The following is a 14493-nucleotide window of genomic DNA, read 5'->3' as shown; positions in this document are numbered from 1 at the left end:
AAGCAAAACTATAAGTTAAGTAGGATGACTTTAAAAATCAGCTGTTTTATAGTCGCGGAATACTTTCAATATAAAAAGGACATTTTAATGAAAAATATAAATAAATTAGTCATCATTTTCACTTGTTGCTTAAGTGCATTTTATATTCACGCTAAGCCATTTCTTTCACCTTATCCTGGTGCAAAATTACAAAATAAAGTGGTACTAGAAGGTGAACAAACTCGCCTTGTTACACAGTTTAATCGCAATGAAACAAAGGCCAAACAATTTACTTTTGACTCATTTATTGGCTTTGCGAGCCATTACTCTTACGATATAAAAAATGTGGCTTCTTTAAAGGTCACCAAAAACTATCAAGAAGCACTTAATAAAGCCGGCTTTACTATTAACTATATGTGTTCGCTAGATGAATGTTACTCAGGTGATAAGTACGAAGATAAAAAGCGGTTAGGCGAAAAATCTAGCTATTTTAACCTTGGTAGTGCATTTAGAAACCCCTATTATATATTCGCAACCAAAGGCACTGACAAACTTGAGGCTGCTATTGCTCTTTATGTAGGGCAATATAAAAATGAAACGGGTGTGCAGTTAACCACTATAGATATAAAAGAGATTGAAACCGGCTTAATAACCGCCGATCTCAGTGCACTTAAAACAACAACACATAAAAATAGTAATAAAGCCCCAATAAAAGATAAAAAAGGAACTCAAGATCACCCTTTGCTGAGTCGTTATCCAGGTAGTTATATTGAGGATTTTAAGCAAGTAGACTACGAAGAATTTAACATTCCTGTGGGTGTTGTAGATAAAAAAACAAAACAGATCCCAACACTTGATGTGATTGGCGACATAACTCAGATTACTTATGTGGTAAATAACGTATCCTCTCTTAAAATTTACCACAATTATGTTGGCGCATTAGTTAAAGAGGGGTTTGAAACTGTATTTTCGTGCCAAAAGAGCTCATGTAGTAAAAATACTAATAAAAGAAAAATCAGAGAAGATATAAATCAGTTAGGTGATGTTTTAGCGGTTAAATTAATTTATAACTACTCAGGGCAACCTCGCTATCAGGTTATGAAAAAAACGCTTAATGAACAAACGACTTACGCTGCATTTTTTATAGGGAATTATCAAGGCCATTCACGTATTCAACTCGTGGTTATGCAAACCACTCCATTGCAAACTGGTTTAATCGAAACTAATAGCGACAAAGTACTAGAGCAGTTAGCGCAAAAAGGAAAAGCATCAATATACGGTGTGCAATTTGATTATGATAAAGCCAGTATTAAACCAGAGTCTAAGCAGGCTTTAGATACCATTGCACAAGTATTAGATAAAAATAAACAGCTGAGCTTATATGTAGTTGGGCACACAGACGATAAAGGGTCAGCTGAATATAATTTAAACCTTTCTAAGCGCCGGGCTGATGCTGTTGTTAAGGCGCTAATAACTAATTATGGCGTGTCAAAATCAAGACTGCTTGCTCATGGCGCAGGCCCATATTCACCGGTTGCCACAAACAATAACGAATTAGGGCGTGAGCTTAATCGCCGAGTTGAATTGGTTGAGAAATTATCAAATAAGAAAAATTAGCCTTTGTTTAAACCATAAAAATAAAGGGCGCTATAACAAGCGCCCTAAACTTATATAACATTTATTTTTTAGCTATAGCCTGCAAGACCGATGCTAAACCGGTGTGATACGAGCCCTCAAACACTTCTCGTTTTAATTCTTTTAAATGTACAAAACTAAGCCCTATTAAGTCATCCTCTAAATCGCTTTTTGAGGTTTTAGTATCTGCATCTGGGCCGCCGCCGGTATTATAGTTTACTTGCTCTGGTGTATAGGCCTCGAGTAAAAATACTCCAGCTGGCTTTAAACCTTTTACAGCACGTTTATATACAGCAGAGCGAACTGCGCTCGGTAAAGGGCAATAAATTGAGACGACTGCATCCCATGTTTCTTTTCCAAAATCAAATTCTGCTAAATCAGCATGTATTAGTTCAATGTTTACGCAATGCTCTTTTGCAAGTTTTTCTGCTTTTTCAAGGCCTACTTTCGAGCCATCAACCGCAGTAACCTCATAACCCATTTTTGCTAAAAATACCGCATTTCTCCCCTCGCCTTCGGCCAAGCTTATAACCCTGCCTTTAGGTAATTGTTTGTATTGCTGGGCTAAAAAATCGTTTGGCTCTTTGCCATAAGCTTATTGCTGAGTGTTATACCTTTCATCCCACATAATTACTCCTGAGCTAAAATTGTTTACACGTTCTGCATAAATTGCATTTTAGTTGCTTAATAATTCCACGAATAACGCGGGCAGTAAATAGGAAATCGTTCCTCTAAGATCAAGGTTTATCTTAGAGGCACATTTAGCCATAGTAGGGTTTATTAAATTGTGGTGATCGCATCAGTTTAACCTAACTAGCGATGTGAAAAGTGAAATAAATAGATTAGTGACAGAGTCTCTTGCCTAAAAAGTATGAGTAATGAGCGTCCGTAATGTTCAATTTAAAGATTCCTTTTCAACTATACATTAGATATAAAACTTAATAATTAACACAGCTTAGTGCTTAGCGATGCCTTAATCACTTTGCCTTCATTTATGTCTGCGTTAATCGTACAGCTTGCACCATTAATTAAGTTTAAATTAGGTGCAACATGCCCAATATCAGCATCAAACAGTACGGGGAAAATACATTTACCAAGTGCTAATTCTATTGCTTGGTAATAATCAATCTGCTTATGGGGGCTATCAATAACGGCACTGCGACCAAGTATAATACCGTTTACATCAGTAAGTACGCCATTTAGTTTTAATGCTATGAGACTACGTGCTACGGCTGTTGGGCTTAACTCTGCGTTTTCTAGAAAGAGCACAAGCCCCTCTGGTGCATACTCTTGTTTAAAGCGATGTAAATCGAGGTAAGGCGAGCCAAGCAACAAGTTAAGCGTGTCTAAACAACCGCCAAAAAGCCGGCCTGTAATTTCTAATTTACGCGCATCGTTGTAATTTAAACATTGCCATTGCGTTGGCTCAGTAAGTTCAAACAACGCATCAGGGTTGCTCTCATAATTAATTAATTTAGTTTGGTATGATGCTGAAGGTACTTGTTCAAATTGCTCGCCTTTGGTGAGCGCTAAAACGTGAAAAACATTTACACAATTAGGATCAGTTTCATTTGGATGTAGCTGCATTAAATTAGCAGTATGAAGGGTTGCCCAACCACAACGAGAAGTGAGCACACACGCTAATGTACTAACATCAGAGAACCCCACTAACCACTTAGGTTTAGCCGTTTTCACTATGTTAAAGTCAATATATTGCAAAACGTCTAGTGCAAGCTCTCCACCCCATGGCGGCATAATTGCCGCTATATTTTCGTCGGTAAGAAAGTGCATTAGCTCTAAAGCTCGCTCTTTAGCGCTGATATTTTGCCTTACACTGTCACCTTCAATTACTTTAAACCCTTGCGACTTTAAACCATTTAGCACAGTGTCTAATCGTGTTTGAAAGTGATTATCAACACCTGAAGAAAACGCACAAATTGCAATATTATCATTAGGTTTAAGTGGCTCAGGAAAATTAATTAAGGACATCAGTACTCTCAATCATTAGGGTATAGTCAACCTAACGTACCCAATAAAGTAAACAAAGTCGAGATTATTAAAGGCATAAAAAAACCGATGTAATTACATCGGCTTTTATGTAAACGCTAAAGTGAGGATATATTAAAGGTACTCAACTTTAATGATTTCGTATTCAACGTCGCCCTTTGGTGTTTTAATGGTGACTGCATCATCCATTTGCTTACCAATCAAACCACGAGCTATAGGTGAGTTAACAGAAATTAAGTTATTTTTAATATCTGCCTCATCATCGCCAACTATTTGGTATTTAACTTCGGCATCAGTTTCTACATTAACAATAGTTACTGTGGTACCAAAAATAACCTTACCTGTGTTAGGCATTTTAGTTACGTCAATTATTTGAACATTTGAAAGTTTAGCTTCAATTTCTTGAATACGACCTTCACAAAAACCCTGTTGCTCACGCGCAGCGTGGTACTCAGCGTTTTCTTTTAAGTCACCGTGTTCACGCGCATCAGCAATATCAGCGATGATTTTAGGACGGGTAACTGTTTTTAATTCGTTAAGCTCTTTACGCAGTAAATCTGCGCCACGAACTGTCATCGGAATTGTTTGCATATTTTCTCACTTAACACCAAGGCCTAATTAGGCCTTGGTACATTTCCTTAGTTCAATCGCAGGTGTAGCTCTTGAACTGACGCCACTTTACTGCGGTCATCTGCTTTGTTAGCAGTACAGTTAGCGAATGCCGCGTTCAAGGTAGTCGTATAGTTGGTTTTATTTTGCAATGCACCACGACGTAACACCTTCGAATCTTCGATCGCTTGGCGACCTTCGGTGGTATTAACGATATAGCTGTATTCTTTATTCTTAATGTAATCAAGAATATGTGGACGACCTTCGTAAACTTTGTTTACGCGACGAACGTTAATACCCGCTTCTTCAAGCGCTTTGGCTGTGCCACCTGTTGCATCTAATTCAAAACCTAACTCGGTCATGATTTTAGCTAATTCAACAATACGTGACTTATCGCTATTACGAACAGATAATAACGCGCGACCACCGCGTGGTAAAGTATTGCTTGCACCTAATTGTGCTTTTGCGAATGCTTCGGCGAAAGTATCACCAACACCCATTACTTCACCTGTTGAGCGCATTTCAGGGCCACGGATAGGGTCTACACCTTGGAACTTAGCAAACGGTAAAACTACTTCTTTAACGCTGTAGTAAGGAGGGATAATTTCTTTAGTAATGCCTTGGCTCGCTAAAGATTGGCCCGCCATACAACGTGCAGCTACTTTTGCAAGTGCAACGCCGGTGGCTTTAGATACAAATGGAACCGTACGCGCAGCTCGTGGGTTAACTTCAATTAAATACACTTTGCCATCTTTTACTGCAAACTGTGTATTCATTAAGCCTACAACACCCAGTTCAAGAGCCATATCGGTTACTTGCTTGCGCATTACATCTTGCACTTCTTGCGATAAAGAATGTGCTGGTAATGAACAGGCAGAGTCACCAGAGTGAACACCAGCTTGCTCAATGTGTTCCATAATACCGCCAATGATTACTTGCTCGCCGTCACATATTGCGTCAACGTCAACTTCAATTGCGTTATCTAGGAAGTGGTCTAATAAAACAGGTGCTTCATTTGAGGCTTGAACTGCTTCGGTCATGTAACGGCGTAAATCGTCTTCGTCGTATACAATTTCCATTGCACGGCCACCTAATACATATGATGGGCGAACAACCAGCGGGAAACCAATTTCAGCTGATTTTAAAATAGCTTCTTCAGTTGATGTAACCGTTGCGTTTTCTGGCTGCAGTAGGTCTAAACGCTCTACTAACTGTTGGAAACGCTCACGGTCTTCTGCACGGTCAATTGCGTCTGGTGAAGTACCAATTACTGGCACTCCATTGGCTTCTAGCTCACGTGCTAGTTTAAGTGGTGTTTGACCACCGTACTGCACGATAACACCTTTTGGCTTTTCAACACGTACAATTTCTAGTACGTCTTCAAGCGTAATTGGCTCAAAGTATAAACGATCAGATGTGTCGTAATCGGTAGATACAGTTTCAGGGTTACAGTTAACCATGATGGTTTCGTAACCGTCGTCACGAAGTGCAAGCGCAGCATGTACACAACAGTAATCAAATTCAATACCTTGGCCGATACGGTTAGGACCGCCACCAATAACCATGATTTTATCTTTGTCTGTTGGATTTGCTTCACACTCTTCATCATACGATGAGTACATGTAAGCGGTGTCTGAACTAAATTCTGCAGCACACGTATCTACACGCTTGTACACTGGCACAATATTTAGCTGATGACGTTTTTTACGAATTTCAGCTTCTGACACGCCGGCAATTTCAGCAATACGCGGGTCGGCAAAGCCTTTACGCTTAAGCTTGCGTAAAAAATCTGCATTAAGGCCAGCCATTCCGCCTTCAGCGATTCTTGCCTCATCTTTTAAAATGTCTTCAATTTGAACCAAGAACCAGCGGTTAACTTTAGTCAGCTCGTAAACGTCTTCAACGCTCATACCGTGTCGCATTGCATCTGCAATATACCAAATACGCTCAGCGCCTGGCTCACGTAATTCACGGATGATTTTTTCTTTTGCCTTAGGGTCATCAAGTGCAACAATTGGGTTAAAACCCGTTGCGCCAACTTCGAGACCACGTAATGCTTTGTGTAATGACTCTTGTTGGTTACGACCAATTGCCATTACTTCGCCCACTGATTTCATTTGCGTGGTTAAACGGTCGTTAGCACCGGCAAATTTCTCAAAGTTAAAGCGAGGTATTTTAGTTACAACGTAATCAATTGAAGGCTCAAAAGAGGCTGGTGTTTTACCGCCAGTGATATCGTTTTGAAGTTCGTCAAGCGTGTAGCCTACTGCAAGCTTTGCTGCAATTTTAGCAATTGGGAAACCCGTTGCTTTAGAGGCTAGTGCCGATGAGCGCGATACACGTGGGTTCATCTCAATGATAACCATACGGCCATCTTTAGGGTTAATACCAAATTGTACGTTAGAGCCACCGGTTTCAACACCAATTTCACGCAGTACTGCCATAGAGGCATTACGCATAATTTGGTATTCTTTGTCGGTTAACGTTTGCGCTGGTGCAACAGTGATTGAATCACCTGTGTGCACGCCCATTGGGTCAAAGTTTTCAATAGTACAAACAATAATACAGTTGTCTTTTTTGTCACGAACAACTTCTGTTTCGTATTCTTTCCAACCAATCAGTGATTCATCAATTAGTAATTCGTTAGTAGGTGACAGGTCTAAACCACGCTCACAAATTTCTTCAAACTCTTCCATGTTGTAAGCAACACCGCCACCGGTGCCACCCATGGTGAAAGAAGGGCGAATGATACACGGTAAGCCTATGCGGCTCATTGTATCTTTAGCTTCTTCCATTGAGTGTGCTATCTCTGCACGAGGACACTCAAGACCAATATTTTTCATTGCAGTGTCAAAGCGTTCACGGTTTTCGGCTTTGTCTATTGCATCAGCTGTTGCGCCAATTAACTCTACGCCATGCTTAGCCAATACACCGTGCTTGTCTAAATCAAGTGCACAGTTTAATGCTGTTTGGCCGCCCATTGTAGGCAGGACTGCATCTGGCTTTTCTTTTTCAATAATTTTTTCTACTACTTCCCAGTGAATTGGTTCGATGTATGTTGCATCAGCCATTTCTGGGTCGGTCATAATCGTTGCTGGGTTTGAGTTAACAAGGATAACTCTATAGCCTTCTTCTCTAAGTGCTTTACACGCTTGTGCACCAGAGTAGTCAAATTCACAAGCTTGACCAATAACAATTGGGCCTGCGCCTAAGATAAGAATGCTTTTTATGTCGGTACGTTTTGGCATTATTACTCCAGTTAAATTAGTGTTTACGCGCTTGCATCAAATCGATGAAGTGGTCAAATAATGGGGCTGCATCATGCGGGCCTGGACTTGCCTCAGGGTGACCCTGAAAACTAAATGCTGGCTTATCTGTACGATGAATACCCTGAAGCGTACCGTCAAACAGTGATTTGTGTGTTGCACGAAGCGTGCTTGGTAGGCTTGATTCTTGGGCTGCAAAACCATGGTTTTGCGCTGTGATCATCACTACATCGCGGTCTAGATCTTTAACTGGGTGGTTACCACCATGATGGCCAAATTTCATTTTTTCTGTTTTAGCACCTGAAGCAAGCGCTAATAACTGGTGACCTAAACAAATACCAAAAATGGGTGTGTCGGTTTCTAAAAATGATTTTATCGCGTCAATTGCGTATGTACATGGCTCAGGATCGCCAGGGCCATTAGATAAGAAAATACCATCGGGGTTTAATGCGAGTACGTCAGCAGCACTAGTTTGTGCAGGTACTACGGTAAGTTTACAACCACGGTCAACAAGCATACGTAATATATTACGCTTAACACCGAAGTCATAGGCTACAACATGAAACTTTTCATCGGCGGTATCTAAGGTTTTAAACCCCTCGCCTAATGTCCAGCTTGATTCGCGCCACTCAAAATTTTCCTTGGTTGAGACAACTTTTGCTAAATCCATACCTTTTAAGCCTGGGAAGGCTTGCGCGGCTTGTAGCGCTTTTTGTTCGTCTAGTTCGTCACCAGCAATAATACAACCATTTTGAGCGCCTTTGTCGCGCAAAATACGTGTTAGCTTTCTGGTGTCGATGTCCGCAATACCTAAAATATTACGTTCTTTCAAGTAATCATCTAACGATTGCTCGTTACGAAAGTTACTTGCTAGCAGTGGCAAATCACGGATCACTAGGCCTTTAGCCCATATTTGATTCGCTTCTTCGTCTTCGCTGTTGGTACCCGTATTACCGATATGTGGGTACGTCAAAGTTACGATTTGTTCCGCGTACGAAGGGTCAGTCAAAATTTCTTGATAACCAGTCATAGACGTATTGAATACCACTTCACCGACTGACATGCCGTCAGCGCCGATTGCAGTACCGCGAAACACTGTGCCGTCTTCTAGGACTAACAGAGCGGATTTAGTCAAGTTAAACCTCCTAACAGTAAAAAACGGGAGTAAGCAAATTGCTTATCACCCCGCCAATACCCAGAGGGATCGTCAAAACCAGATTTTGTATGAGATTAAATTGTTTTACGCAGTCTTAAATGAGGCCGATATAACCGCTAAATCTTCAACATTTTTTCTTGCCTAAAACTCTTATCATTCCCACTGAACCCCTGATTTTACTAGCCACTTGGGTATAATTGGAAACACGCATTTAGTAATTTTTGGCAAATTGGCTGTATACTACATGATGTTGAGTTTTAGGTCTAACATTATTTGGTAAATCATAACAAATAAGTGCTTTTAGCTAAAATTAGACCCAAACACCCAAAATAGATACTAAACTACTTTAAATCGAGCACATCTTGCATGTCATAAAGTCCTACCGGTTTATTTTGCAACCAGCTTGCAGCTCTTATAGCGCCTAGTGCAAAGGTCATTCTCGAACTTGCTTTGTGCGTTAATTCAAGCCTTTCCCCCATTGTGGCAAAATATGCGGTATGTTCACCTACTATGTCACCTCCTCTTAGGACTGAATAACCAATTTCGTTTTGAGATTTTTCAGTTTCAATTTGGCTTCGATCGTATACAGCAACCTCTTCGTGGTTCCATCCTTTTGCATCTGCAATTGACTCACCAATTGCCAGAGCCGTGCCCGATGGCGCATCGATTTTATGACGGTGATGCGCTTCAAATATCTCAATATCTAAATCGTCACCGAACTTAGTGGCAGCCGTTTGAACTAAATTTAGTAACACATTTACACCAACACTGTAGTTACGAGCAAATACAATAGGTATATGTTTAGCAGCATTTTCTAATAATGCCATGTCATCGGCCGTTAAACCTGTTGTGCCAATAACTAAAGGGAGAGATTGTTCAACAGCACGCTTTAAGTGGCTACGCATACCGTCTGGCAGGGTGAAATCAATTAAAACATCAACACTTTCGAGCGTGTTTTCGTCGCTAAAACATACGCTCTTATCGGCAGCGCTATTTATTTGGTTTACATTAACTCCAATTAACGATGACCCACTGCGAACATAGGCGCCTGTTAGTTGTGTTTGCTCTTTTATTGTTGCGGCTTCCAATAAAGCTAAACCCATTCTGCCATTAGCACCAAAAACACCTATTCGAATCATCACTATGCCTTAATTTATTTTTGTTTAAACCGTAAACCGATCGTTTTGTATATATTGAGTGTATATACCGCTCAGTTAACATCAATCACTGAAAGTAACGTACTTAGTAGATTTTATCTAAAAGTCATGTAATAGTCAGTCAACCCTTTAATAAAAGAATAATAACAATACCAGTTTACTTTAGCCATCTATACATTTAAACTTCCCTTTCGCGTCGATTTGGTCTTTGGCTTGCGGGCGCTGCATTGTTCTACTATTTGTTAGCTTTTAACAACGTAGATAGACTTGCTAAATTCAGCTAAAAGAGGAATTTTTGGCTGTGGTAATTAATTGGTTCCGAGGATTATGATGCAGCCATCATTTAATAAAAACAAAGCAATACTTTCTTTACTACCCCTACTAACATTTGTAGCCCTATTTTTAGGTTCTGGTTTATACCTGCAATCGCAAGGGGTTGATTACGCTTTTTATCAACTCCCAGCACCGGTGGCAATATTACCCGCCATTATGCTTGCCTTTATACTTAATAAAGGCACTGTTAATCAATGTGTTGAAACCTTTATAAAAGGCGCTGGGCATAACAACATTATTACGATGTGTTTAATTTACCTGCTTGCTGGTGCTTTTTCTGCAGTGGCCAGTGCAACAGGGGGTGTTGACGCAGTAGTTAATGCGGGTTTATCACTGATACCGCCCGCTCTATTACTTCCTGGTTTATTTTTAATTGCCGCGGTTGTATCTACAGCCATGGGCACATCAATGGGCACTATTGGGGCGATTGGCCCAATTGCTTATGCGGTGTCGATCAAAACAGGCATAGACCCCGCTCTTATGGCAGGTACTATTGTGTCTGGCGCTATGTTTGGCGATAACTTATCAATTATTTCAGATACCACTATTGCGGCTACACGAACGCAAGGTTGTGAAATGAAAGATAAATTTAAAGAAAACCTTAAAATTGCAGTACCAGCCGCAATTTTAACAATCGCTTTATTGTTTTACCTTACGCCTGCAGCGCAAGTGGTCGAAACCCAAGATTACGATATTTGGTTAGTGCTACCTTATGCCTTTATTTTGGTTCTCGCCGTAGCAGGCCTAAATGTATTTGTTGTGTTATTTAGCGGTATTATATTTGCTGCATTAATGGGCTTTACCGGTAGCTACGAAGGGTCTAGCTTTGTTAAAGATATTTATCAAGGCTTTACCGATATGCAGGAAATATTTTTACTTTCTATGTTTATTGGTGGTCTTTCTGAATTTATTCGCATTAACGGTGGCCTTGATTACATTGCCCAAAAAATTCAAGCCATTACTAAAGTAATTGCTAAATGGCACCGTAAAGTAGCTGACCAACTTGGCATTGCAGCCCTAGTCATGACAAGTAACATTTGTATTGCTAATAATACCGTTTCAATTATTGTGGCGGGTCCTATTGCTAAAAAACTCGCTGACGATGGTGAAATTAGTGGCAAACGCTCTGCAAGCCTACTTGATATTTTTGCTTGTGTAACTCAGGGCTCTTTACCTTATGGAGCACAAGCACTTTTACTTGGCGCTACGTTTAAAATTAGCCCTTGGGAAGTCTCAACATCGTCTTATTATTGTTTCATTTTAGCATTTACCGCTATAGCAATAATTTGTTTGCGTCGTAATAAAGCTTAAAACCTTTGCCCCATTGTTGCAGCTTAAAAACAAGCTGCAACATATTACTCTACATATTAATCACTTTTGCTATAATGCGCGCTTTCGCGTGTCACTCAAGTTATAGTTAAATACAAATTATGAAATTAAATAAAATACTCTCCTTTTTTACCCTTACATCCATTGCTTTATCGTCTACTGCTTTTGCCGCTAATTGGAGCAGCACAGCATTACACATTAACAATGGCGACCAAAAAAACCCTTTTACTGAGCAGGAGTCAGATACCACGGTTTACTCAGTTCAACATGCATCGGGTTACGATTACGGCGACAACTTCTTTTTCATTGATTACAGTAAAGACGATAAAGCTGACGGCTATCAAGATAGCGATTTTTACGGCGAATGGTATTCAACTGTTAGCTTATCGGCGCTCAGCGGTGAAAAAATTGGCACCGGTGCGTTATTAGATGTTGGCCTTACTGGCGGTATAAATATTGCTGGCGATGCTAAAATGGTGAAATACCTGCCGGGTGTTAAATTAAGCTGGGATGTACCAGGCTTTAACTTCTTTCAAACAATAGTAACAGCCTATATTGACGACAGCGAAGGTGTTGCTAAAGGCGGCGCCCCCATAGAAACAAATAGTTGGATGTTTGATGTAGCTTTTGAATACCCTTTTACTATTGGCTCACAAAAGTTCAGCTTTAAAGGGCACGCAGAATACATTGCAGAACGTGAAGACGAATTTGGTAACGATGTAGAGGCATGGATACTCGCACAACCTATTTTAGTATGGGACATGGGTCATGCCTTTGAAATGAAAGAAAACACGTTGCTACTCGGCATGGAACTTCAATACTGGCATAACAAGCTAGGAACTGAAGTGACAGAGTCAGTTCCGCAAATACATGTAGAGTGGACCTTTTAAGCAATTACACTGCGTTAAAATCACATAAATTGGAGCCCTATTAAGCGCTCCTTTTTTTATGCCATAAAAGTATTTAATTGAATGGCTGTAAATACTTAGTTATTGTCGTATTTCTTTTAAGCCTCATGCTTTACCTTTGAAGGAATAATGAAATGATGTCAATTAAAGTGATGTGTTTTGCTGCCCTGTTAGCTTTCACTAATAATGCTTTAGCAAGTAGTGAAGTAAATACAGAGTCCCTATCTTACGATGCCCTTTTAAGCAGTTATCAATATGACTTTAAAGTAAATTACTTTAGCGTTGAATCACAAAAGCAGTCTTTAAAGATGGCGTATATTTACCTAAAGCCTACCAAAGAAAAGATGCCTACCGTGACACTCGTGCACGGCAAAAATTTTAATGCTGATTATTGGACGACTACAGCGCAGTACTTACAATCGCTTGGCTTTGGTGTATTAATCCCTGATCAAATTGGCTTTGGTAAATCATCTAAACCCACTAACTATCAATATTCGTTTGCATCGCTTGCCCACCATACACATGCGTTAATTGCCTACCTTAACTTAAAAAAAACAATTGTAGTTGGCCATTCTATGGGCGGCATGTTGGCAAGTCGCTTTGCTTTAATGTATCCCAATACAACAACTAAATTGGTTTTGCTTAACCCTATAGGGCTTGAAAACTACTTACATTATGTTGAATACAAAGACACCAACTTCTTTTATAAAAATGAGCTTGCTAAAACGCCCAAGGGCGTAAAAAAATATCAGCAAAAAAACTATTACGATGGTAAGTGGAACGCTACATATTCAGCATTAACGAACTTTATTACAGGGCAAATACAAGGGCCGGATAAAGCTCACATGGCGTGGGTTAATGCTAAAACATACGATATGATTTTCACTCAACCGGTTATTACTGAATTTAAAGACTTTGCCGTGCCAGTTGAGTTAATTATTGGTACCCGTGATAGAACAGGACCAGGCCGCAACTGGAAAAAAACCGGGATAGATTATGAGCTTGGTAGATATGATAAGTTAGGCAAAAATGCCGCATCGCTTATCCCCAATGCTAAATTATATGAACTCGATAATTTAGGCCACTTACCACATATAGAAGACTTTGAGCGCTTTAAAACTGTATTTAAAGAAGCACTCGCTGACAAGTAACACACATAACCGATAAAATAAAACCCCTGAAAGTATTTACACTCAGGGGTTTTATTTTATTAGCGCATCAACACTATACGCCACTGCTTTATACTGTTAAGAGCTCAACTAAAGTGAGCACTGTGGCCTTTTTCCTTGTGAGTTTGCAGTACTTTGCTCACTTAGTGCTTTTGTCATTTGCGACTGCAAATTATTAATACGACTCGTCGGTGCTGGGTGAGTAGACAAAAATTCAGGCGTTGCACCGCTTCCCGCTTTACTCATGTTTTCCCAAAGCGTAACCGACTCTTTTGGGTTAAAACCCGCTTTTGCCATTAAATCAAGACCAATGGTGTCGGCCTCAGATTCATGAGAACGGCTAAACGGTAAAACCACACCATATTGAGCGCCTAATCCGAGCCCTTGCATAATTTCATTACGGTACTGCACGTTACCCATTTCAAGCGCAACACTACCCAATTGCATTCCTGTACTTAACAACGAGCTTTGTGATACACGTTCATTAGAGTGTTCTGCAATTACGTGTCCTACTTCATGCCCTAAAACGGTGGCAACTTGATCTTGGTTAGTCGCTATTTTTAGTAATCCGGTATGAACACCAATATAACCGCCAGGCAAAGCAAATGCATTTGCTGAATCATCTTCAAATACCACCACTTCCCAGTTTTGAGATGCATACTCATTAGGTAAAACGGCAATTACTTTTTCAGCAATACAATTTACATATGTATTGGTTTTTGGATTTTTATTAATTGGCTGATTTTTTTTCATGTCAGCAAAGCTAGCTGTACCCATTTCGCTCATTTGCTGATCCGAATAAAGCGCTATTTGAGTACGCCCTGTTGGCGATGTTTTACACCCTGCTAAAACAGCCGTTGCTACTAGTGCCAATACCAATTTTTTCATTGTATTACCTTAAGTCATTTATACTGCAAGTAGGATAGCAAACACAGTGCCAGTTTA

General features: G+C 40.0%; 10 protein-coding genes and 1 pseudogene. 4 read left to right on the top strand and 7 right to left on the bottom strand.

Features of this window, described 5'->3' with window-relative positions:
* The first annotated feature begins 87 nt into the window (after positions 1 to 87).
* Positions 88 to 1596 carry an OmpA family protein gene (locus MTP24_RS06630; RefSeq protein WP_243533327.1) on the top strand — a complete coding sequence of 503 codons (1509 nt, stop codon included), beginning with the start codon at positions 88 to 90 and terminating at the stop codon, positions 1594 to 1596.
* 61 nt (positions 1597 to 1657) lie between these two features.
* Here MTP24_RS06630 and MTP24_RS06625 read toward each other — a convergent pair.
* From MTP24_RS06625 to dapB, 6 genes and pseudogenes are all read right to left on the bottom strand, one after another.
* Positions 1658 to 2152, bottom strand: a pseudogene (locus MTP24_RS06625) (class I SAM-dependent methyltransferase); the annotation flags it as partial.
* A 407-nt stretch (positions 2153 to 2559) separates the two neighbouring features.
* A complete protein-coding gene (locus MTP24_RS06620) occupies positions 2560 to 3603 on the bottom strand; it encodes a S66 peptidase family protein (protein WP_138740065.1) in 1044 nt (347 codons plus the stop codon).
* A 132-nt stretch (positions 3604 to 3735) separates the two neighbouring features.
* Positions 3736 to 4212, bottom strand: coding sequence for a transcription elongation factor GreA (gene greA / locus MTP24_RS06615; protein WP_243533322.1), 477 nt, complete (start codon positions 4210 to 4212; stop codon positions 3736 to 3738).
* A 47-nt stretch (positions 4213 to 4259) separates the two neighbouring features.
* Positions 4260 to 7478: a carbamoyl-phosphate synthase large subunit gene (gene carB / locus MTP24_RS06610; protein ID WP_006792432.1), complete on the bottom strand. Its 3219-nt coding sequence runs from the start codon at positions 7476 to 7478 to the stop codon at positions 4260 to 4262.
* Between the two features lie 16 nt (positions 7479 to 7494).
* Entirely contained in the window at positions 7495 to 8631 is a 1137-nt protein-coding gene (carA, locus tag MTP24_RS06605; protein ID WP_006792431.1) for a glutamine-hydrolyzing carbamoyl-phosphate synthase small subunit, read from the bottom strand.
* 362 nt (positions 8632 to 8993) lie between these two features.
* On the bottom strand, positions 8994 to 9791 hold the full coding sequence (gene dapB, locus MTP24_RS06600) for a 4-hydroxy-tetrahydrodipicolinate reductase (RefSeq protein ID WP_008132076.1): 798 nt from the start codon (positions 9789 to 9791) through the stop codon (positions 8994 to 8996).
* A gap of 348 nt (positions 9792 to 10139) precedes the next feature.
* Between dapB and MTP24_RS06595 the strand changes: the two genes are divergently transcribed.
* From MTP24_RS06595 to MTP24_RS06585, 3 genes are all read left to right on the top strand, one after another.
* Complete coding sequence (locus MTP24_RS06595) at positions 10140 to 11453, top strand: Na+/H+ antiporter NhaC family protein (protein WP_008132075.1); 1314 nt, start codon at positions 10140 to 10142, stop codon at positions 11451 to 11453.
* 119 nt (positions 11454 to 11572) lie between these two features.
* On the top strand, positions 11573 to 12361 hold the full coding sequence (locus tag MTP24_RS06590) for a nucleoside-binding protein (RefSeq protein WP_243533320.1): 789 nt from the start codon (positions 11573 to 11575) through the stop codon (positions 12359 to 12361).
* A gap of 152 nt (positions 12362 to 12513) precedes the next feature.
* Positions 12514 to 13530, top strand: coding sequence for an alpha/beta hydrolase (locus MTP24_RS06585; protein WP_243533318.1), 1017 nt, complete (start codon positions 12514 to 12516; stop codon positions 13528 to 13530).
* A 108-nt stretch (positions 13531 to 13638) separates the two neighbouring features.
* On the opposite strand, the gene MTP24_RS06580 is transcribed toward MTP24_RS06585, so the two are convergent.
* The gene (locus MTP24_RS06580; RefSeq protein ID WP_006792426.1) at positions 13639 to 14436 is read right to left on the bottom strand and encodes a M48 family metalloprotease; all 798 of its coding nucleotides are present in this window, start codon (positions 14434 to 14436) and stop codon (positions 13639 to 13641) included.
* Between the last annotated feature and the right edge of the window lie 57 nt (positions 14437 to 14493).

Origin of the sequence: Pseudoalteromonas sp. APM04, from assembly GCF_022809815.1 — a bacterium.
Lineage (GTDB): Bacteria > Pseudomonadota > Gammaproteobacteria > Enterobacterales > Alteromonadaceae > Pseudoalteromonas > Pseudoalteromonas marina.
The sequence above is the reverse complement of the archived record's forward strand: the minus strand, read 5'-3'. Positions and strand labels throughout refer to the sequence as shown.

What these genes read in the sequence shown, in the direction of transcription:
- MTP24_RS06630 (WP_243533327.1), top strand. Translation starts at nt 88, where the DNA reads ATGAAAAATATAAATAAATTAGTCATCATTTTCACTTGTTGCTTAAGT.
- MTP24_RS06620 (WP_138740065.1), bottom strand. Translation starts at nt 3,603, where the DNA reads ATGTCCTTAATTAATTTTCCTGAGCCACTTAAACCTAATGATAATATT.
- greA (WP_243533322.1), bottom strand. Translation starts at nt 4,212, where the DNA reads ATGCAAACAATTCCGATGACAGTTCGTGGCGCAGATTTACTGCGTAAA.
- carB (WP_006792432.1), bottom strand. Translation starts at nt 7,478, where the DNA reads ATGCCAAAACGTACCGACATAAAAAGCATTCTTATCTTAGGCGCAGGC.
- dapB (WP_008132076.1), bottom strand. Translation starts at nt 9,791, where the DNA reads ATGATTCGAATAGGTGTTTTTGGTGCTAATGGCAGAATGGGTTTAGCT.
- MTP24_RS06595 (WP_008132075.1), top strand. Translation starts at nt 10,140, where the DNA reads ATGCAGCCATCATTTAATAAAAACAAAGCAATACTTTCTTTACTACCC.
- MTP24_RS06590 (WP_243533320.1), top strand. Translation starts at nt 11,573, where the DNA reads ATGAAATTAAATAAAATACTCTCCTTTTTTACCCTTACATCCATTGCT.
- MTP24_RS06585 (WP_243533318.1), top strand. Translation starts at nt 12,514, where the DNA reads ATGATGTCAATTAAAGTGATGTGTTTTGCTGCCCTGTTAGCTTTCACT.
- MTP24_RS06580 (WP_006792426.1), bottom strand. Translation starts at nt 14,436, where the DNA reads ATGAAAAAATTGGTATTGGCACTAGTAGCAACGGCTGTTTTAGCAGGG.